Origin of the sequence: Sphingomonas sp. Leaf242 (assembly GCF_001422045.1) — a bacterium.
In the GTDB taxonomy this organism is placed as follows: Bacteria; Pseudomonadota; Alphaproteobacteria; order Sphingomonadales; family Sphingomonadaceae; genus Sphingomonas.
In genome coordinates, this window is sequence record NZ_LMLW01000009.1 from 525,558 (window position 1) to 545,351 (window position 19,794).

Below are 19,794 nucleotides of genomic sequence, written 5' to 3' on the forward strand. Positions count from 1 at the left end.
GAAGGATCGACGTTAGGGGCGATATGGGCACACCGAAGACCAGCATCGTCGCCAAGATGAAACGGCGCGGCGGGCGGGGCGATCAGTCGCCGCTCGGCACGTGGTTCTGGGATATCGACCGGATGCTCCTGCTGCTGACGCTGTTCCTGATTGCGATCGGACTGATCGCGGTCGCGGCGGCGTCGCCGGCGAGTGCGGTCCGCTATTCGGGCGAGCACCACAAGATCGCGCCGCTCTACTATTTCTGGCGACAGTTGATGTGGGTCGGCGTGTCGCTCCCCGTGCTGTTCGGCGTGTCGATGATGCCCGTGTCGATGGCGCGGCGGATGGCGATCGGCGGGTGCGCGCTGTTCGTGCTGATGCTGATGGTGACGCCGTTCATCGGTGTCGAGGCGAACGGTGCACGCCGCTGGCTCGGCGTCGGGTTCGCGCAGTTCCAGCCTTCGGAGTTCCTGAAGCCGCTGTTCATCGTCACCGTCGCGTGGCTGTTGTCGCTGCGTGCGAAGGATGCCGAGCTGCCGACCGTGCTGATCACCGGCGCGATGACCGCGGGCGTCGCGGTGCTGCTGATGCTGCAACCCGATTTCGGCCAGACGATCATCTTCTGCTCGGTCTGGATGGCGCTGCTGATGATCGCGGGGACGCCGGCCAAGGTGATGCTCGGCCTCGTCGCGATGGCGCCGGCCGGGCTGATTGCCGCCTATGTGTTCTACGGCGTGGCGCGGTCGCGGATCGATGCGTTCCTGTTTCCGGGTGTCGAGGGCGAGGGCGCGGGCGACCATTTCCAGACGAACGCGGCGCATAATACGCTGACCGCGGGCGGCTGGACCGGGACGGGGCCGGGCGCGGGTGCGGCGAAGTTCGGGCTGCCCGAGGCACATACCGACTATATCTTCTCGGTGATCGGCGAGGAATTCGGGCTGATCGCGTGTTCGGTGATCGCGGTGATCTTCCTGGCGATCGTGGTGCGCGTGTTCGTCAAGCTGCTGGACGAGCAGGACGAATTCAAGCTGCTCGCCTCCGCGGGCCTCGCGACGCAGTTCGGCGCGCAGGCGCTGGTGAGCATGGCGGTGAACACGGGCCTCGCGCCGTCTAAGGGTATGACGCTGCCGTTCATCAGCTATGGCGGGTCGTCGATGATTGCGTTGTCGGTCGGCATGGGGTTGCTGCTGGCGTTTACCCGGCGCAATCCGTTTCTCACGCGGAGCCCCTATGTCGTCCGCTGGAGTGGTGAATGAACGTTAATCAGTCTCGGCATTACGTCCTCGCAGCCGGTGGGACCGGGGGACACATGGTCCCGGCAGCGGCGCTCGCGGCCGAACTGACCAAGCGCGGCCACCGTGTCGCGTTGGTCAGCGATGCGCGCGGCGTGCGGTTTCCGGGGCTGTTCGAGGATATCCAGACGCATGTCCTGCCGGCGGGGCGCTTTACCGGTGGACCGCTCGGTTGGGCTCGGGCCACGCGGGAGATGTGGCGCGGGCGAGCAATGGCGCGCGAGCTGTACCGGACGTTCAAGCCGGCCGCGGTGATCGGCTTTGGCGGCTATCCTGCACTGCCGGCGTTGCTGGCGGCGTTCGCGGACAAGATCCCGACCGCGGTGCATGAGCAGAACGCGGTGCTGGGGCGCGTGAACCGTTTCGTCGCGGGGCGCGTGGACGCGATCGCGACCTCGTCCGAGCCGACCGAGCGCCTCGCGCCGAAGCTGCTGGGCAAGGCGCATCTGGTCGGCAATCCGGTGCGCGAGGCGGTGCTGGCGCTGCGCTCGCGGCCGTATCCGCTGCTGGAGGAGGATGGAATTTTTCGCGTGCTCGTGACGGGTGGCAGCCAGGGGGCGAGCATCCTGTCGCAGGTCGTGCCCGACGGTCTGGCGATGTTGCCGGTGACGTTTCGGCGGCGGTTGCAGGTGACTCATCAGGCGCGGATCGAGGATATCGACGCGGTGCGCGCGAAATACGCCGAGCATCATATTCCGGCCGAATTGGCGACGTATCTGCCCGATATGCCCGAGCAACTGGCCTGGGCGCATCTGGTGATCGCACGCGCGGGGGCTTCGACGATTTCGGAGCTGACCGCGGCGGGGCGGCCAGCGATCCTGGTGCCCCTGCCGGGGGCGACCGACGATCATCAGACCGTGAACGCGCGCGAGATCACGCAGGCGGGCGGCGCGCGGACAATTGCGCAGGGAGACTTTACCGCAGTGGAACTGGCCAAGCAGATGCAGAAACTCGGGCTCGATCCGGCGGCGTTGCAGAACGCGGCGGGTCGCGCGCGGAGTTGCGGGCGGCCGAATGCGGCGAGCGATCTGGCCGATCTGGTCGAGAGCCTCGACGCGCCGATGTCGCGCATTCCGGTCGGCGCGCCCTCGAAGCCCAAGGCGCAGTTCGCATGAAGGGCGTCGCAACGGATATCGGCACGATCCACTTTGTCGGGATCGGCGGGATCGGTATGTCGGGCATCGCCGAGGTGATGAAGAACCTCGGCTACCGTGTGCAGGGGTCGGACGTGGCCGAGGGCTATGTCGTGCAGGGCTTGCGCGGCAAGGGCATCCCGGTGGCGATCGGCCACGCGGCGTCGAACATCGGCGATGCGGCCGTGGTGGTCGTGTCGACTGCGATTGTGCGCTCGAACCCGGAGGTCGAGGCGGCGCTCAATGCCCGCGTGCCGGTGGTGCGGCGTGCGGAAATGCTCGCCGAGCTGATGCGGTTGAAGTCCACCGTCGCGGTGGCTGGGACGCATGGCAAGACGACGACGACGTCAATGGTGGCGGCGCTGCTCGATGCGGGCGGGGTCGATCCGACGGTCATCAACGGCGGGATCATCAACTCGTACGGCTCGAACGCTCGACTGGGCGCGAGCGACTGGATGGTCGTGGAAGCGGACGAGAGCGACGGCAGCTTCCTGCGGCTCGACGGGACGATCGCGGTCGTGACGAACATCGATCCCGAGCATCTCGACCATTACGGCTCGTTCGACGCCGTGAAGGATGCGTTCGTCGAGTTCGTCGAGAACGTACCGTTCTATGGCGCGGCGTTGTTGTGCCTCGATCACCCGGAAGTGCAGGGGATCCTGCCGCGGGTGCGCGATCGTCGGGTGGTGACGTACGGTTTCTCGGCGCAGGCGGATGTGCGCGGGGTGGAGGTGACGCCGATCCCGGGCGGCAACCGGTTCGATTGCGTGGTGCGCGAGCGTGATGGCGCGACGCGGACGATTTCGGGGATCGAGATGCCGATGCCGGGGCGGCACAACGTCCAGAATGCGCTGGCGGCGATCGGCGTGGCGCTGGAGCTAGGGATCGCGGATGCGACGATCCAGCAGGGGTTTGCCAAGTTTGGCGGCGTGAAGCGGCGGTTCACCAAGGTCGGCGAAGTGGCTGGCGTGACGATCATCGACGATTACGGCCATCATCCGGTCGAGATCCGCGCGGTGCTGGCGGCGGCGCGCGAGGGCGTGAAGGGTCGCGTGATCGCGGTGGTGCAGCCGCATCGCTATTCGCGTCTCGGCAATCTGATGGAGGACTTCCAGACGGCCTTCAACGATGCGGACCGGGTGCTGGTGACGCCGGTCTACGCGGCGGGCGAGGCGCCTGTGGAGGGCGTCGATGCGGCGGCTCTGGTCGACGGGTTGAAGCGGCGCGGGCACCGGTTTGCTGGTGTGGTTGCGGATGCGGACGCGCTCGCGGTGGAGCTGGCGGCGACGATCGAGGCGGATGACATGGTCGTGTGCCTCGGCGCTGGTGACATCACGAAGTGGGCGGCTGGGTTGGCGGATGCGATTGCTGCCGAGCGCGCGAAGGTGCTGGCGTGAGTGGCGCGTCGCAAATCCTCCCCGGTACGGGGAGGGGGACCATGCAAGGCATGGTGGAGGGGGGCGTCCACGAGCGTAACGCTTCTGGCAGAGCCCCCTCCACCGCCTTTGGCGGTCCCCCTCCCCGTGCCGGGGAGGATCTGCGTGGTACTCTGACGGCTAATGGCAGTCTGGCGGACTTTATTTGGTTTCGTACAGGTGGCCCGGCGGAGTGGCTGGTGCGGCCTTCGGATGTCGATGATCTGGCCGGCTTGCTTAAAACGCTCGACCCATCAACTCCAGTGCTTCCCGTCGGCGTAGGCTCGAACCTGATCGTGCGCGATGGCGGCGTGCCGGGGGTCGTTGTGCGATTGCCTAAGGCGATGGCCAAGGTTTCGGTGCAGGACGGCCGCGTTCGTGCGGGTGCGGGTGCGATGGGGATTACCGTTGCCAGTGCCGCGCGGGATGCTGGAATTGCCGGGCTTGAGTTTCTGCGTGGGATTCCGGGTACTGTCGGCGGAGCGGTTCGGATGAACGCGGGTGCTTATGGTCGCGATGTCAGCGATATTCTGGTCGAGGCTACCGTGGTTACGCGGGAGGGTTCGGTCGAGATTTGGCCTGCCGAGAAACTCGGGTTCACCTATCGTCATTCGGACCTGCCTGCGGGAGCCGTCGTGGTCGAAGCCGTGTTCTCCGGTACGCCCGGCGAGCCTGCCGTGATCGGCGCGGAGATGGATCGGATCGCGGCAGAGCGCGAGGCATCGCAGCCTTTGCGGTCGCGCACCGGGGGCTCTACGTTCAAGAACCCCGAGGGGCACAAGGCTTGGGCATTGATCGACGCGGCCGGGTGTCGGGGGCTGACTCGCGGCGATGCGCAGGTCAGTGAGAAGCATTGCAATTTCCTGCTGAACCTCGGGTCCGCGTCGAGCGCGGAAATCGAGGCGCTGGGTGAAGAGGTACGCGACAAGGTGAAGGCGCATTCGGGGATGACGTTGGAATGGGAAATCCAGCGGGTTGGTGAATACCTCCCCGTCCGCTTGCGGGATGGGGCGGGGGAGGGCGGTCCAGATACCGGCATCTTGCATCAACCCCTCCCCCGACCCCTCCCGCAGGCGGGAGGGGAGCAGTGAGTGCGGCTCTTCACATCGCGGTGCTCATGGGCGGCTGGTCGGCGGAGCGTGAGGTTTCGCTGATGTCGGGTAACGGCTGTGCGGATGCGCTTGAGTCGCTCGGCCACCGGGTTACGCGGATCGATATGGGACGGGACGTCGCTGCCAAGCTGGCGGACGCGAAGCCCGACTTGGTGTTCAACGCGCTGCACGGCACGCCTGGCGAGGATGGATCGGTGCAGGGGCTGCTCGATCTGATGGGGTTGCGCTACACCCATTCGGGTCTCGCTACGTCGGTGATCGCGATCGACAAGGTGCTGACCAAGCTGCTGCTCGTTCCCGCGGGCGTGCCGATGCCGGGCGGGCGGATCGTCAAGTCGGCGGATCTGTTCGAGGGCGATCCGATGGCGCGGCCCTATGTGCTGAAGCCGGTCAACGAGGGTTCCTCGGTCGGCGTGGCGATCGTCACCGACAGCGGCAATTACGGCAATCCGATCGCGCGCGACAGCGTCGGGCCTTGGGGCGAGTTCGAGGAACTGCTTGCCGAGCCGTATATCCGCGGACGCGAGCTGACGACCGCGGTGCTCGGCGGCAAGGCGCTCGGGGTCACCGAATTGAAGCCCAAGAGCGGGTGGTACGATTACGACGCGAAATACACCGACGGCATGACGGTCCACGTCTGCCCGGCGGAGATCCCCGACGAGATCACCGATGCCTGCAAGAGCCTCGCGCTCGAAGCGCACCGGTTGCTCGGCTGCAAGGGGGCGTCGCGGTCGGACTTCCGCTGGGATGACGAGCGTGGCGTCGACGGGCTGTTCCTGCTCGAGGTGAACACGCAGCCGGGGATGACTCCACTGAGCCTCGTGCCCGAACAGGCACGGCATATCGGCATGAGCTATGCCGAGCTGGTCCAGGCGATCGTCGACGAGGCGTTGCAGGACAACCCCTCCCCATGAGCCGCACTATCAAGCGCGGTCCGCCGCCCAAGCGGCCCGCCCCGCGCCGGAAGGTCGCGGTCAAGAAGGTGTCGGTCATGGACCGGCTGGTCGGGATGCTCCCGGTCAGTGAGGACACGCTTCGCAAAATCGCGACGTGGTCGATCCTGGGCGCGGGCGGTGCGGTCGCGATCGCGGCGGCGACGTGGGTCGGCATTCCCGGCATGATCGGCGCGGCGGTGGCCGAGGGTGCCGGGCGTGCGGGCTTCAAGGTCGAGCAGATCGAGGTCACGGGGCTCAAGCGGATGGACCGGATGTCGGTCTATGCGGTCGCGCTCGAGGACAAGCAGAACCAGACGTCGATGCTGTCCGTCGACCTGGAGGCGGTGCGGCAGAAACTGCTGCGCTATGGCTGGATCGCGGACGCGCACGTGTCGCGGCGGCTGCCGAATACGATGCTGGTTGATATTGTCGAGCGGACCCCCGCCGCGGTGTGGCAGGACAATGGCCAACTCACGTTGATCGATTCATCGGGCGTGCTGCTCGAGCCGGTCCAGCCGGATGCGATCCCGAACCTGCCGCTGGTGATCGGGCCGGGCGCGGATCGGCAGGAGGCGTCGTACCAGACGCTGCTCGCCGCCGCGCCTGCGCTGAAGCCGCGCGTGAAGGCGGCGACCTGGGTCGGCAATCGGCGCTGGGATCTCACGTTCGAGAGCGGCGAGACGTTGGCGTTGCCGGAAGACGGTGCGCCGCGTGCGCTGGTGAAGTTCGCCGAGCTGGATGGGGCGCGGCCGCTGCTAGGGCGCGGCTGGATCCGGTTCGATATGCGCGATCCGACCAAGCTGGTCGCGCGCAAACCGGGCGCGAGCCTGGCGCACAGCGTCGACGTGCCGGCACCTGCCAGCGCGCCAGCAACGGGCGAAACTACGAATACTCCGTCGCAAACGGCGGGCGCGAACGTAACGGGCGGGGAGGGATGACATGGCGAAGGTGGCACCGGAAGGGCTGATCACGGCGCTCGATATCGGGTCGTCGAAGGTTTCGGCGATGATCGCGCAGAAGGGGGACGGGGGCGAGCTGATCGTGCTCGGCACCGGCCAGCGCGAGAGCCGCGGCGTCAAGCGCGGCTACATCGCCGACATGGCGACGACCGAGGCGGCGGTGCGCGAGGCGGTCGAGCAGGCCGAGCGGATCGCCGGGATCAACATCGAGAACGTCTGGGTCGGCTTCTCGGCCGGCGGCCTCGTGTCCGATGTCGCCGAAGTCGAGTTCGAGCTGGGCGGCCACCGCGTCGAGCAGCAGGATATCGATGCGTTGCTCGCCGCGGGGCGCAACTCGATCGATCCGCAGGGCCGGATGGTGCTGCACGCGCAGCCGGCGCTCTATACGCTCGACGGGCTGACGGGGGTGAAGACGCCGCTCGGCCTGCATGCAGACCGGCTCGGGGTGCACATCCATGTCGTCGCGGCGGACGGTTCGCCGGTGCGCAACCTCGATCTGTGCGTGCGGTCGGCGCATCTCGAAGTGAAGTCGATCATCGCTTCGCCGGTCGCGACCGGGCTTGCCTGCCTCAGCGACGAGGAGCGTGAGCTGGGCGTCGCGCTGGTCGAGATGGGGGCGGGGATCACCAACGTGTCGCTGTTCGCCGGCGGCATGCTGGTCGGGCTGACCTCGATCCCGATCGGCGCGCAGGACATTACGGACGATATCGCCAGCGCGTTCGGTACGCGGCGCCAGAATGCCGAGCGGATGAAGTGCTTCCATGGCTCGGCAAACGCCAGCCCCCGCGATAATCACGACATGATCCCGGTCATGCCGATCTCCGCGGAGGACGGCGCGGGCGAGGGCGCGCAGATCACCAAGGCGCAGCTGATCGGCGTGATCCGCCAGCGGCTCGAGCATCAGATGGGCGAAGTGCGCAACGCGCTCACCAAGCTGAAGTTCGAGGGGCCGGTCGGGCGTCAGGTCGTGCTGACCGGCGGTGGTGCCGAGCTGAAGGGCATTGCCGACTATGCGCAACAGGCGCTCGGGCGGTCGGTGCGGATCGGTCGACCGCGTGGCCTGACCGCGCTGCCGGAAGCGCATGGCGGACCGGCGTTCGCGACGCTAGCGGGGTTGGCCTTCTATGCGGCGACCAACCCGATCGACCTTCGCGGGCTCGCGCCGCAGCGGACGACGGTGCATCGGCCAAAGGGTATGGGCATGATGCGCAAGTTGATTCAGGCGGCACGCGCGAATTATTAAGAGTTTCGAGGGCGCTGGCGTTATTTCGGCTGGAACAGGCCGTGACGTTGGTGCACACAGATTAATCAGGGGCCCGGCCGTAGCGTATCTACCGGGTTGTGCGGAGAACGGCGATGAGCATCGAATTCCTTAGTCCCGAAGTGGACGATCTGGCCCCCCGCATCGCGGTGATCGGCGTCGGCGGCGCGGGCGGCAACGCGATCGCCAACATGATGCGGGCCGACGTCCAGGGCGTCGACTTCCTCGTGGCGAACACCGACGCGCAGGCGTTGAAGCAGTCGACCGCACCGCAGCGGATTCAGCTCGGTACCAAGATCACGCAAGGTCTCGGCGCCGGCTCGCGTCCCGAGATCGGTCGCGCAGCCGCCGAAGAGACGATCGATCAGCTCGCCAAGATGCTCGAAGGCGCGCACATGTGCTTCATCACCGCCGGCATGGGCGGCGGTACGGGTACGGGCGCGGCACCGGTCATCGCCAAGGCGGCGCGCGACATGGGCATCCTGACCGTCGGCGTCGTGACCAAGCCGTTCGCATTCGAAGGCAACCGTCGCGCCAAGTCGGCCGAGGGCGGCATCGACGAGCTGCAGAAGTATGTCGACACGCTGATCGTCATCCCGAACCAGAACCTGTTCCTCATCGCCAACGCGAACACGACCTTCAAGGAAGCGTTCACGATGGCGGACGAGGTGCTCCAGCAGGGCGTCCGCAGCATCACCGACCTGATGGTGATGCCGGGCCTCATCAACCTCGATTTCGCCGACGTCCGCTCGGTGATGCAGGAGATGGGCAAGGCAATGATGGGCACCGGCGAGGCAAGCGGCGACAACCGCGCGCTCGAAGCCGCGCAGAAGGCGATCTCGAACCCGCTGCTCGAAGGCGTGAGCATGCGCGGCGCGAAGGGCGTCATCATCTCGATCACCGGCGGCGACGACATGCGCCTGCTCGAAGTCGACGAAGCCGCGAATCACATCCGCGACCTGGTCGATCCCGATGCGAACATCATCTGGGGTTCGGCGTTCAATCAGGAGCTCGAAGGCAAGATCCGCGTCTCGGTCGTCGCGACCGGGATCGATGCCGACGCGCGTCCGCCCGAGGTTGCACCCGAGCCGACCCGCTCGTTCAGCTTCGGATCGCGCAAGACCGACGAGAACACCTCGTTCCGTCCGAGCGAGCCTGCCGCTTCGTCGGCCGCGCCTGCTGCGTCGTCCGCCGACGAAGAGCCGCTCGACCTGAACGCGTCGTCGGAAGTCGAGCCATCGGCGTCGAAGTCGGATGACGAGCTGGTGCTCGGTGCCGAGACGATGGTGCCGCAGGCCGCGCCTGCGCCGGTTGCTCCTGCACCGCAGCCGGCGCCCGCACCGCGCACGTATGGCGACGAGCCTTACGGTCGTGGTCCGATCGCGCGTCCGGCGTCGACATCGTCGGTGCCGCCCGCTCGCGCGCCGATCGCGCCGGCTGTTCCGGTGCCGACGCCGGCAGCGGACGAGGGTGGTGCACGTCGCCGCTGGCTCGCTCCGGGTGCCGAGGCTGCCCACGAGGCGGTTCCGGCCGCACCGCGCGTGAAGCTCGGCGGTACGTTGTTCGAGCGCATGTCGAATGCGGCACGCGGTGCTGCGAAGGAAGACGGCGAAGCGGCCCCTCAGGATCCGCTCGACATCCCCCGCTTCCTGCATCGCCAGAACAACCAGTAAGCCGGGAACATCCTGGCGGGAAGTCGACTGACGGGTTTGAGTTTCAAGCACGCCTAGAAAGCTCCGTCATGCCGGGCTCATTCCGGCATCCACGACACCGCATGCTCGCCGATCAGCGATACGCGGCATGGTGGACCCCGGAACAAGTCCGGGGTGACGGAGCATCTAGGAGGGAGGCTTGTCACAAGCTGATAGATACTGCTCTTGAGCGAATGACTCTGCCCAACGCATCGTTCGTCGCCACCGCGCCCCGGTTCGCCGCGACCCGCGCACGCAAACATTGCCGGTTCGGTCGGGCTGGCGTCTAGACAGATGATCCTCATGACCCGCTCGTCCCATCATTTCCTGACCGCTGCGCTGGCCCTCGTGCTCGCGACCGCGCCGTCCGCCTCGTCCGCGCAAGGCGTCGTCCAGGCGCTTCCGGGCACGACCGATGCGGACAAGCTCGGCGACGTTATGCGCCAGCTCGCCAGCAATCCGCGCGACGTCGATGCGCTGATAAAGGCCGGCGATCTGTCGATGGGCCTCGGCGATCTCAGCGGTGCCGCGGCGCTGTTCGCGCGCGCCGAAAAGGTGAACCCGCGTGACGGTCGTGCGAAGGCGGGGATGGCGTCGATTCTCGTCCGGTCCGAGCGTCCGGGCGAGGCGCTGCGCTATTACGCGCAGGCGGAGGGTCTCGGCCTCGATCCGCGCAAGTTCGCCGCCGACCGCGGCCTCGCGTATGATCTGATCGGCCAGCAGGACCGGGCGCAGCGCGATTACCGCGTGGCACTCCGTGACGCGCCCGATGACGAGACGATCAGGCGCTACGCGTTGTCGCTCGGCATTTCGGGCAAGCCCGAGCTTGCGATCCAGCAGCTCAATCCACTGCTGCTTAAGAGCGATCGTGGCGCATGGCGCTCGCGCGCATTCATCATCGCGATGAACGGTGATGTCGCCGGTGCCGACAAGATCGCGACGACGATGATGCCGGCTGGCACTGCACAGGGCCTGCAACCGTTCTTCCAGCGCCTGCCAAGCCTGCCGGCGAGCGACCGCGCCTTCGCTGTGCATTTCGGGGAGGTCCATGCGACGCCTACGCGTCTGGCCGACGCGCGGATGACTCCGCCGCTGGGCATGCTGGCGCCCGATCCGACCGCACCGGTCATGGTCGCCGCCGTGCCGCGGCCGGTGGTCGTCGCGACCTCTGGCAAGACCAAGCGCAACCGGCGCGGCAAGCCGGATCGGACCGAAATGGCCGCGGTTACCACGCGTGCCGCTGCGACCACGCCTGTTGCGGCGACACCAGCACCGACTATTCCCGCTGCGATCGCGCCACCGCCCCAACTGGCTTCGGTTCGGACGGTGCAGGCCGCGCCTGTGCAAGCAGGAGGGCGCATCGCAACGCCGCAGCCGACCTATCGCGCGCCGCAACTCGCGCAGGCAGCGATTGCAGGGCCGCAAACCCCGTCGCCCGTTTCGGTGGCGCGCATCGTGCCAACGCCGACCGGGGCTTTGCCGGCGACTACCGTAACGCAGATGGCCGCCCTGCCTGCCGGGCGCATACAGTCGGAGAGCAACACGCGGGTGGCCAATGCGGTCGCTGCCGCAGCTACACGTACGCCCGCCCAACCCGCGACGGCGAGCCCCGTGCAACCCGCGCCGGTGCAGCAGGCTTCGGTTCAGTCGCGGCCCGTCGAGGCGGTCCCAATTCGGCCGGCCCCCATGCAACCAGCGCCGGTGCAGCAGGCGGCGGCCCAGCCAACATCCGTACAGCCGCAGTCCGTACGGCAGGCTGGCGCCCCGCCGCTGCCGAGCCCCGGTTTCTCCACTGGTGCGACACCCTCGACGCCGCCGGTCGAGGTGGCCGCTGCGATCCCGCCGCGCGCAGTCTCGTCGAGCGAGGACTCGATCCTCGCGCGGATCGTCGCGGGGCTGTCGATCCCCGCTTCCGAACTCGGTGTCGCACCGATGCATCCCGCGCCCGTCGTGACGCAGGCTGCGGTGCCGATGCCCGACGATGCCGAACGCGTGCTTGCGGAGGCCAAGGCCAGGACCGAGCGTGACGCCGCGGCCAAGAAGACCGCCGCCGAGCAGCTCGCCGCGGACAGGAAGGCTGCCCTCGATAAGAAGGCGGCCGCGCGAAAAGCCATCGCGGACAAGAAGGCGCTCGCGGAGAAGAAGGCCGCCGCGGCGGAGAAGCTTGCCGCCGACAAGGCTGCGGCCGAGGAAAAGCGGATCGCCCGCGCCAATCCCGCGCGGACCTGGGTGCAGGTGTCGACCGGCGCGACCGAGGGTGATCTGCCCAAGGCGTGGAAGAAGGCGAAGGCCAAGGCACCGACCGTGTTCGGCTCCCGCGCCGGCTGGACCGCGCCGTGGAAGGCGACCAATCGCGTGCTCGCCGGGCCGTTCAAGACCGATTCGGAAGCGCGGACCTTCGTCAATCAGCTCGCCAAGGAAGGCGTCTCGACGTTCACCTTCACCAGCGATCCCGGCGAAATCATCACGAAGTTGCCGGCGAAGTGAGTTACCGCGCGCCCTGGGCATCGGACCCGGCGCGCAGCAAAGGACGACTTCAAGAAGAACAGAACGGGTCCGTCCGTGGTCCGCGCGACGCCTTTCAACGCGACCGCGACCGGATCATCCACTCGATCAGTTTCCGTCGCCTGCGCCACAAGACCCAGGTGTTCATGGCGCCCGATGGCGATCATTTTCGCGTCCGCCTGACGCACAGCCTGGAGGTCGCACAGATCGGCCGAACGATCGCGCGGACGCTGGCGCTGAACGAGGACCTGACCGAAGCGCTGTGTCTCGCGCACGACATCGGCCATCCGCCGTTCGGTCACGCCGGCGAGGATGCGTTGAAGGCGGCGCTGACCGAGCAGGGTGGGTTCGATCACAACGGCCACACGCTGCGCACGCTGATGACGATCGAGCGGCCGTATCCGTTGTGGAACGGGCTCAACCTGACATGGGAAACGCTCGAGGGGCTTGCCAAGCACAATGGCCCAGTGCGGCATCCGGGCTGGGCGCTCGCGGTCGCCGATGCGGAATATCCGCTCGCACTGACCAGCTTTTCGAGCCTCGAAGCGCAGGTCGCGGCGATCGCCGACGATATCGCGTATGACAATCACGATATCGACGATGGCCTGCGCGCGGGGCTGCTGACGCTCGACCAGATGCTGGCCGTACCGCTGGTCGCGCGCGGCTGGGACGATGTGCGCCGCCGCTTCCCGGACGTTGCGCCGAAGCGGTTGGTCGGCGAACTCGTCCGCACGCAGATCGGGACGATGGTCAACGACCTGATCGCCGAAACCCGCCAGCGAATCGCGGTGAGCGGCGTCACCAGCGTCGACGACGTCCGCGATGCGGGCCAATGCCTGGTCGGCTTCTCGCCCGAGATGCGCGAGGCGGAGCGCGACCTGAAGCGGTTCATGTACGCCAATCTCTACCATCATCCGCGCCAGCTGGCCGCGGCTGATGCGGCGCATGGAATCGTGTCCGGGCTGTTCGCGGTGTATCGCGACGATCCGGGGACGATCCCCGAGGAGTGGCGCGAGCGGTTGCCTTCGGAAGATCCGGACCGCAGCCGGCACATCGCGGACTTCATCGCGGGGATGACGGACCGGTATGCCGTATCGCGCTACCGCGAACTCGTCGGCCCGATCGACCTGCCCGAGGGGTTCTGAGGGAGACGTAGCGGGCTCCCCCTCCGTCATCCTGACGAAAGTCAGGACCCAGGGTAACGAACGACGTCCTCAGTGGCTCTGGATCCTGACTTTCGTCAGGATGACGGGCGTGTTGTGGTAGGTCGAAGCCAAACGCAAAACGGCGGCCGGACCGAGGTCCGACCGCCGCTGCAAGCACCTAAAACCCAGTCAGCTTAGCGCGTGACCGAGGCGATCCCGCCGGCTGCGCCATTGGCTTCTGTGGTCTTGAAGGCGACCGGGACGCCGCCCGAAACGCCGGATACGCGATCGCCGCGGACGATCAGGTGAAACTTCTGACCCGATGGATAGCGGCGGCCGTCGATGACTTGGCGGCTGCCGTCCTGCGTCGAGGTGTAGACATAAGTGCTGCCCTCGTGGACGAAGCTCTGCTTGGTGTCGGCGGCCATGCCGATCGTCGAGGTGAGGGCTGCCGCTGCTGCTGCGATGATCTTGATAGCGTTGCGCATGATCGTGTCTCCCGCGTGGTGCATCGAGCCGGATCGAGTCTCCACCCAACTCTCGATCCAATGAAATATTGCGGTGCAGCATCAGTTGCAATTGCAAACCTATCCGTTGCGATTGCGTACCGTGCAACGACGAATTGCGGCGCGGATGCGACGAGCGGCGCGCGTGACATACTTGCACGACATTTGACGCGTACGCCGGGTGACGAAGGAGAAGCGTCGTGTCTGCTTCCAGTATCGCGCTCAATCGGTTTGGCCTCGGCGCACGGCCCGGTGATACCATTGCCGGCGATCCGGCGAAGTGGGTGTTGGCACAGTGCGAAGAGTTCGAGCCGCGGCCGGCGGTGATCGCAACCGCGCCCTCGACTGCCGGGATTTCGGTCGGGCTCGTCGCCTATTATGCGCAGGAAAAGGCGATCAAGGCGCAGTTCGGACCGCGCACGCCGAAAGCTGCGACCGGCATGGATGGGAAGCCCGCGGTCTCCGGTCCCACAATGCCCGGCGCGATGAGTCCCGCCCCCGTGTCCCCGGGCGTTGCCCTCCCGGCGACGGCGCAGCCTCCTGCCATGCCGGGCGCGCTCGATCCCGGAGCGGCGGCGCGGCAGGAGGCGCGACAAGTCATCGGCAAGCAGAGTCGCACCGATTATGGCACGGCGGTCGCGGCGCGAACGATGGCGGCGCTGACCGGCGAGGCGCCGTTTGTCGAGCGGCTCGTGCATTTCTGGGCGAACCATTTCGCGGTCTCGACCGAGAAATTCGAGGTGATGGCGCTCGCCGGGCCGATGGAGTTCGAGGCGATCCGCCCGCATGTGCTCGGTAAGTTCGCCGACATGCTGAACGCGGTCGAGCGGCATCCGGCGATGCTGCTGTATCTCGACCAGGCGGTGTCGATCGGCCCGGACAGTCCGTTCGCCGTCCGGAAGGCCCGGCGCCGCACCGGGTTGAACGAAAATCTCGCACGCGAGATCATGGAGCTGCACACGCTTGGCGTCCGCAGTGGCTACAGCCAGGCCGACGTCACCGAATTCGCGCGCGCGATGACCGGGTGGACGGTCGCGGGCATCGGTCGTGGCCCCGGTGCGCGCGTCCAGGACGATTCGCGCGCGGGCGCCTTCCTGTTCCTCGACGACGTTCATCAGCCCGGCGATCGGACGGTGATGGGCAAGCTCTATCCCGCGGCGGGGGAAGCGCAGGCGCAGGCGGTGCTGTCCGATCTCGCGGTCCACCCCGCGACGGCGACGCACATCGCGACGAAGCTCGCCCGGCACTTCGCGGGCGATACGCCGCCGCCCGCGATGGTCGCGCGGTTGAAGACGGCGTTCCTGAAATCCGGCGGTGATCTCCCGACGGTCTATCGCGCGCTCGTCGCGTCGCCCGAGGCGTGGGTGCCGCAGCCGGTTAAGTTCAAGTCACCCTGGGAATGGTATCTCTCCACGCAGCGCGCGCTCGGCACGACCATCGTCCAGCCCGGCGTCACGGTGGGAATGATGAACCAGCTCGGCCAGCCGATATGGCAGCCGGGGCAGCCGATCGGGTATGATGACGTCGCCGCAGCCTGGGCCGGGCCCGATGCGATCCTGCGGCGCGTAGAGGCAGCGGAGCGGTTCGCGGCACGTGCCGGGCCGGTCGATGCGCGGGCGTTGGCGCCGACGCTGTACCCCGCCTCGCTCAGTCCCACCACTGCGCAGGGCCTGTCGCGCGCAGAAAGCCCGGCGCAGGCGCTCGCCCTGTTGCTCGTCGCCCCCGAATCGCTGCGGAGATAGTCATGCTCGACCGTCGTTCCTTCCTCACCATCGGGACGCTTGGCGTGCTGGCGTCCGCCTTCGCGCCGCGCATCGCCTTTGCGCGCGCGGCGACCGACAAGCGGTTCGTCTTCATCATCCAGCGTGGCGCGGCCGATGGTCTCGGCACGATCGGCGCGGTCGGCGATCCGGCGTTTGCGGGCGTGCGCGGCGATCTCGCGGCCGACTTCGCGACAGGGACGAAGCTCGACGACATGTTCACGCTGCACCCGGCGATGATGGCGAGCGCTGGGCTCTACAAGCAAGGTCAGGCGCTGTTCGCGCATGCGATCGCGTCGCCGTATCGCGATCGCTCGCATTTCGATGGCCAGAACGTTCTCGAGACGGGCGGCGCGAGTGCTTACCAGGTCCACGACGGCTGGCTCAACCGGCTGCTCGGCGTGCTGCCTGCGGAGGAAGCGCGCGCTATCGCGGTGGCGGCGACCGTGCCGATGGCACTGCGGGGGCGGCGCGAGGTGGCCTCCTACGCGCCGTCGAGCCTGCCCGACGCGTCCGACGACCTGCTGCAACGCGTCGCGATGCTGTACAACGGTGACCAGCAACTCCACGGCCTGTGGAGCGAGGCAATGGCGACGCGGCAACTCACCAGTGATCTCGCCCAGGACGGCGGGCGCAATGCGGCCGCGACCGGTGCGCTCGCCGCGCGCTTGCTCAAGCCCGACACCGGCGCACGGATCGCGATGATCGAGACCGGCGGCTGGGATACGCATACCGGCCAGCGCGGACGACTGACCGCCCAGTTGAAGGGCCTCGACGCGATGATCGCGTCGCTGCAGGCGGGGCTGGGACCGCTATGGGCGGACACGATGGTCTTGGTCGCGACCGAGTTCGGACGAACCGTCGCGGTCAACGGCACCGGCGGCACCGATCACGGGACGGGCACCGCGGCGATGCTGTTCGGCGGTGGCGTGAAGGGGGGCAGGGTGGTGTCCGACTGGCCGGGCCTGGCTCCCGCCGCGCTGTACGAGGCACGCGATTTGAAGCCGACGATGCAACTCGATGCGTTCATCGGCGGCGCGGTGTCGTCGCATTTCGGTGTGGAGCCGGCTCGGGCAATGGCGGCACTGTTCCCGACGAGCGCGAGGACTGCGGCGGTAGAGGGGCTGATACGGGTATGAGTGTTGGGGGGCTGTAGGTGCGCCCGGGCCAAGTCCCCCTCGGCCGCGCTTCTTTACCGGAGGGCCGCAACTTTCACCAAGTCCGTCATCCTGACGAAAGTCAGGACCCAGAGCACTATACGTCGCCCTTTGAACCCTGGGTCCTGACTTTCGTCAGGATGACGGGGGTGTCGCCTAAAAATGTGCCCCATCCTATCCATCATCCCCGCGGAGGCGGGGACCCATATTCTCGGGACGGAAGCTACACCTCGCACGGCCAGCCAGTATGGGTTCCCGCCTTCGCGGGAATTACGGTGGGACTCGTCGACACGTATCACCCCGCCCCCCCGGCGGGATTAAATTGAGCGCCAAGCCGCGATGGTCTAGAGCGCGCGTTTCCTTGACGTACCGGGACTGCCATGACGCTCTACACCCGTTTCGCCGCGCACATCGATGCGGCGCTCGACACGCTGACCGCGGCGGGGACGCTGCCGGCCGGTCTCGATCGCAAGAACGTCACGGTCGAGCCGCCGCGCGACACCAGCCACGGCGATCTCGCGACCAACGCCGCGATGGTGCTTGCCAAGCCTGCCAAGACCAATCCGCGCGTCCTCGCCGATGCGCTGGTCGCCGAACTGTCGAAGCTTGAGGACGTGGCCTCGGCGAGCGTAGCAGGCCCCGGCTTCATCAACCTGAAGCTGACCGACGACGCCTGGCGCGCCGAACTGGCCGCGATCCCCGAGGCGGGCGCCGACTACGGCCGATCGAAGCAGGGCGACGGGATCACCGTCAACATCGAGTATGTCTCGGCCAACCCGACCGGCCCGATGCACATGGGCCATTGCCGCGGTGCAGTAGTGGGCGATGCGCTCGCCAGCCTGCTTGAGTTCGCTGGCCACAAGGTGATCCGCGAATATTACGTCAACGACGCCGGCGGCCAGGTCGACGTGCTCGCGCGCTCGGTCCACCTCCGCTACCGCGAGGCGCTCGGCGAGACCGTCGAGATCCCCGAAGGCCTGTATCCCGGCGATTATCTCGTCCCCGTCGGTCAGTCGCTCGCGAAGGAGTTCGGCGACCGCTACGTCGGCGCGCCCGAGAGCGAGTGGCTGATCACCTTCCGCACGCAGGCGGTCGCCGCGATGATGGTAATGATCCGCGCCGATCTCGCGCTGCTGGGGATCGAGCACGAGGTGTTCGCCTCGGAGGCCGAACTCCAGGCCGCGAAGAAGCCCGAAGCGGCCGAGGCGGAACTGCGTGCGCGCGATCTCGTCTATGACGGCGTGCTCGAAGCGCCGAAGGGCGAGACGCCCGACGATTGGGAGCCGGTCGAGCTGCCGCTGTTCCGCTCGTCGCAGTTCGGCGACGACCAGGATCGCCCGATCAAGAAGTCGAACGGGTCCTGGACCTATTTCGGCGCCGATCTCGCCTATCATTTCCAGAAGAGCCAGAGCGCCGATCAGCTGATCGACATCTGGGGCGCGGATCACGGCGGCACGGTCAAGCGGATCGTCGCGGCGGTGGCGGCGCTGACCGGCGGCAAGACGCGGTTCGACGTCAAGCTGGTCCAGATGGTCCGGCTGCTGCGCAACGGCGAGCCGGTCAAGATGTCGAAGCGGTCGGGCAATTTCGTCACGCTGGCGGACGTCGTGCGCGAGGTCGGCAAGGATGTCGTGCGCTTCACGATGCTGACGCGGCGGTCGGATGCGCAGATGGATTTCGACTTCGCCAAGGTGGTCGAGGCGTCGAAGGACAACCCGGTTTTCTATGTCCAGTACGCGCATGCTCGTATCGCATCGCTGCATCGGCGCGCGGAAGAGGCGGGAATCACGCCTATTTCTGCGGATTTGTCCCGGCTTGATACGGACGAGCTTGCCCTCGTACAGCTTGCAGCGCAGTTTCCACGGCTCGTCGAGATCGCCTCGACCGCGCGCGAACCACACAGAATTGCGTTTTATCTCTACGACTTGGCGGCAGCGTTCCACGCGCTATGGAATGTCGGAAACGATCGTCCCGACCGTCGTTTCCTGGTGATCGAGGATCCACAGGCGACCGCGGCACGGCTTTTCTTGGCGTCCGCTATAGGGCAGATTATTCATAACGGCCTCGCCATCATGGGTGTCGAAGCGGTTTCGGAGATGAAGTGATGGCCGAAGATATGGATCTGCGCGAGGAAGACCGGCTCCCCTGGCTCGAAACCGTCGAGCCGGACGAGCAGGAAACCGTTGGCATCGGCCGCGTCATTGCGCTCGTCGTGCTCGGTCTCGCGGTGCTCGCGGCGATCATCTTCGGCATCTACAAGCTGCAACAGCGCGCGCCGACCGGCGGCGGCCAGATGATCGCCGCGCAGGAAGGCGACTACAAGGTCAAGCCCGACGACGCCGGCGGCCTGAAGGTCAAGGGCGAGGGCGATTCGGCGATCGCGACCAGTGCGGGGAAGTCGGGTAACGGCGCGATCGATCTGCGCGGCGTGCCGGAAGCGCCTGTCGACGGCAAGCGTGCGGTCGCGGCCAAGACTGATGACACAGCGGGCCGCAACGCGGTCGCACAGGTTCCTGCATCGGGGGGGCGGCTGGTCGCGACGGCACCGCTGTCAGCGTCGAAGCCGAGTGGCGCCGGCGCGGCTACTGGCGGTTCGCTGGTCCAGCTCGGTGCGTATCCGAGCGAAGCAGTCGCCAACGCGGCCTGGACGAACTTCTCGAAGCGGTTCGCGTATGTCGGCGCGCTCGGCAAGTCGGTCCAGCCGGTCGCGACGGGCGGTCGGACCCTGTATCGCCTGCGCGTGAACGCAGGCAGCGCGAACCAGGCGGCGGATATCTGTGGCCGGTTGCGGGTCGCTGGCGAGACTTGCTTCGTCGCCAGCTAAGAGCTGTGGCGATCGGCGGGAGCTGGACTATTTGCTGCTGACCGTGGCTGGACGCCGGTTGTCATAGATCTATTTGTTGCGCGCGGTTTCGGTGGCGTGATGACACCGCCAAGGTGC

General features: G+C 67.2%; 15 protein-coding genes. 14 read left to right on the top strand and 1 reads right to left on the bottom strand.

The window, feature by feature from the left end; all coding sequences use genetic code 11:
- Positions 1–56: 56 nt before the first annotated feature.
- From ASF09_RS13680 to ASF09_RS13725, 10 genes are all read left to right on the top strand, one after another.
- Complete coding sequence (locus tag ASF09_RS13680) at positions 57–1,238, top strand: FtsW/RodA/SpoVE family cell cycle protein (protein WP_060526809.1); 1,182 nt, start codon at positions 57–59, stop codon at positions 1,236–1,238.
- The gene (murG, locus tag ASF09_RS13685; RefSeq protein ID WP_060526694.1) at positions 1,235–2,389 is read left to right on the top strand and encodes an undecaprenyldiphospho-muramoylpentapeptide beta-N-acetylglucosaminyltransferase; all 1,155 of its coding nucleotides are present in this window, start codon (positions 1,235–1,237) and stop codon (positions 2,387–2,389) included. Before ASF09_RS13680 ends, murG begins: the two co-directional genes overlap by 4 nt.
- Positions 2,386–3,804 (top strand): UDP-N-acetylmuramate--L-alanine ligase, encoded by a 1,419-nt coding sequence (murC, locus tag ASF09_RS13690; protein ID WP_060526695.1) that lies wholly within the window; start codon positions 2,386–2,388, stop codon positions 3,802–3,804. The genes murG and murC overlap by 4 nt, the downstream gene beginning before the upstream one ends.
- Positions 3,805–3,854: 50 nt before the next feature.
- Entirely contained in the window at positions 3,855–4,913 is a 1,059-nt protein-coding gene (murB, locus tag ASF09_RS13695; RefSeq protein WP_082444307.1) for a UDP-N-acetylmuramate dehydrogenase, read from the top strand.
- On the top strand, positions 4,910–5,848 hold the full coding sequence (locus ASF09_RS13700) for a D-alanine--D-alanine ligase (RefSeq protein ID WP_082444296.1): 939 nt from the start codon (positions 4,910–4,912) through the stop codon (positions 5,846–5,848). Before murB ends, ASF09_RS13700 begins: the two co-directional genes overlap by 4 nt.
- Entirely contained in the window at positions 5,845–6,807 is a 963-nt protein-coding gene (locus ASF09_RS13705; protein WP_056051324.1) for a cell division protein FtsQ/DivIB, read from the top strand. The genes ASF09_RS13700 and ASF09_RS13705 overlap by 4 nt, the downstream gene beginning before the upstream one ends.
- 1 nt (position 6,808) lies before the next feature.
- On the top strand, positions 6,809–8,071 hold the full coding sequence (gene ftsA, locus ASF09_RS13710) for a cell division protein FtsA (RefSeq protein ID WP_056051322.1): 1,263 nt from the start codon (positions 6,809–6,811) through the stop codon (positions 8,069–8,071).
- Positions 8,072–8,184: 113 nt separating this feature from the next.
- A complete protein-coding gene (gene ftsZ / locus ASF09_RS13715) occupies positions 8,185–9,762 on the top strand; it encodes a cell division protein FtsZ (RefSeq protein WP_060526697.1) in 1,578 nt (525 codons plus the stop codon).
- 321 nt (positions 9,763–10,083) lie between these two features.
- Complete coding sequence (locus ASF09_RS13720; protein WP_060526810.1) at positions 10,084–12,267, top strand: SPOR domain-containing protein; 2,184 nt, start codon at positions 10,084–10,086, stop codon at positions 12,265–12,267.
- Entirely contained in the window at positions 12,264–13,430 is a 1,167-nt protein-coding gene (locus tag ASF09_RS13725; protein ID WP_060526698.1) for a deoxyguanosinetriphosphate triphosphohydrolase, read from the top strand. Before ASF09_RS13720 ends, ASF09_RS13725 begins: the two co-directional genes overlap by 4 nt.
- 194 nt (positions 13,431–13,624) lie before the next feature.
- On the opposite strand, the gene ASF09_RS13730 is transcribed toward ASF09_RS13725, so the two are convergent.
- Complete coding sequence (locus ASF09_RS13730; RefSeq protein WP_060526699.1) at positions 13,625–13,918, bottom strand: hypothetical protein; 294 nt, start codon at positions 13,916–13,918, stop codon at positions 13,625–13,627.
- Between the two features lie 218 nt (positions 13,919–14,136).
- Between ASF09_RS13730 and ASF09_RS13735 the strand changes: the two genes are divergently transcribed.
- From ASF09_RS13735 to ASF09_RS13750, 4 genes are all read left to right on the top strand, one after another.
- A complete protein-coding gene (locus tag ASF09_RS13735) occupies positions 14,137–15,678 on the top strand; it encodes a DUF1800 domain-containing protein (RefSeq protein ID WP_060526700.1) in 1,542 nt (513 codons plus the stop codon).
- Between the two features lie 2 nt (positions 15,679–15,680).
- Positions 15,681–16,835 carry a DUF1501 domain-containing protein gene (locus ASF09_RS13740; RefSeq protein WP_060526701.1) on the top strand — a complete coding sequence of 385 codons (1,155 nt, stop codon included), beginning with the start codon at positions 15,681–15,683 and terminating at the stop codon, positions 16,833–16,835.
- A gap of 398 nt (positions 16,836–17,233) precedes the next feature.
- Positions 17,234–18,958, top strand: a complete 1,725-nt coding sequence (gene argS / locus ASF09_RS13745) for an arginine--tRNA ligase (protein WP_060526702.1) — start codon at positions 17,234–17,236, stop codon at positions 18,956–18,958.
- Positions 18,958–19,677 (top strand): SPOR domain-containing protein, encoded by a 720-nt coding sequence (locus ASF09_RS13750; protein ID WP_060526703.1) that lies wholly within the window; start codon positions 18,958–18,960, stop codon positions 19,675–19,677. The genes argS and ASF09_RS13750 overlap by 1 nt, the downstream gene beginning before the upstream one ends.
- Positions 19,678–19,794: the final 117 nt, after the last annotated feature.

Bases quoted from the DNA above. Each gene is read 5' to 3' on its own strand.
- ASF09_RS13680 (WP_060526809.1), top strand. From the start codon at position 57: ATGAAACGGCGCGGCGGGCGGGGCGATCAGTCGCCGCTCGGCACGTGG.
- murG (WP_060526694.1), top strand. From the start codon at position 1,235: ATGAACGTTAATCAGTCTCGGCATTACGTCCTCGCAGCCGGTGGGACC.
- murC (WP_060526695.1), top strand. From the start codon at position 2,386: ATGAAGGGCGTCGCAACGGATATCGGCACGATCCACTTTGTCGGGATC.
- murB (WP_082444307.1), top strand. From the start codon at position 3,855: ATGGTGGAGGGGGGCGTCCACGAGCGTAACGCTTCTGGCAGAGCCCCC.
- ASF09_RS13705 (WP_056051324.1), top strand. From the start codon at position 5,845: ATGAGCCGCACTATCAAGCGCGGTCCGCCGCCCAAGCGGCCCGCCCCG.
- ftsA (WP_056051322.1), top strand. From the start codon at position 6,809: ATGGCGAAGGTGGCACCGGAAGGGCTGATCACGGCGCTCGATATCGGG.
- ftsZ (WP_060526697.1), top strand. From the start codon at position 8,185: ATGAGCATCGAATTCCTTAGTCCCGAAGTGGACGATCTGGCCCCCCGC.
- ASF09_RS13720 (WP_060526810.1), top strand. From the start codon at position 10,084: ATGACCCGCTCGTCCCATCATTTCCTGACCGCTGCGCTGGCCCTCGTG.
- ASF09_RS13730 (WP_060526699.1), bottom strand. From the start codon at position 13,918: ATGCGCAACGCTATCAAGATCATCGCAGCAGCAGCGGCAGCCCTCACC.
- ASF09_RS13740 (WP_060526701.1), top strand. From the start codon at position 15,681: ATGCTCGACCGTCGTTCCTTCCTCACCATCGGGACGCTTGGCGTGCTG.
- argS (WP_060526702.1), top strand. From the start codon at position 17,234: ATGACGCTCTACACCCGTTTCGCCGCGCACATCGATGCGGCGCTCGAC.
- ASF09_RS13750 (WP_060526703.1), top strand. From the start codon at position 18,958: ATGGCCGAAGATATGGATCTGCGCGAGGAAGACCGGCTCCCCTGGCTC.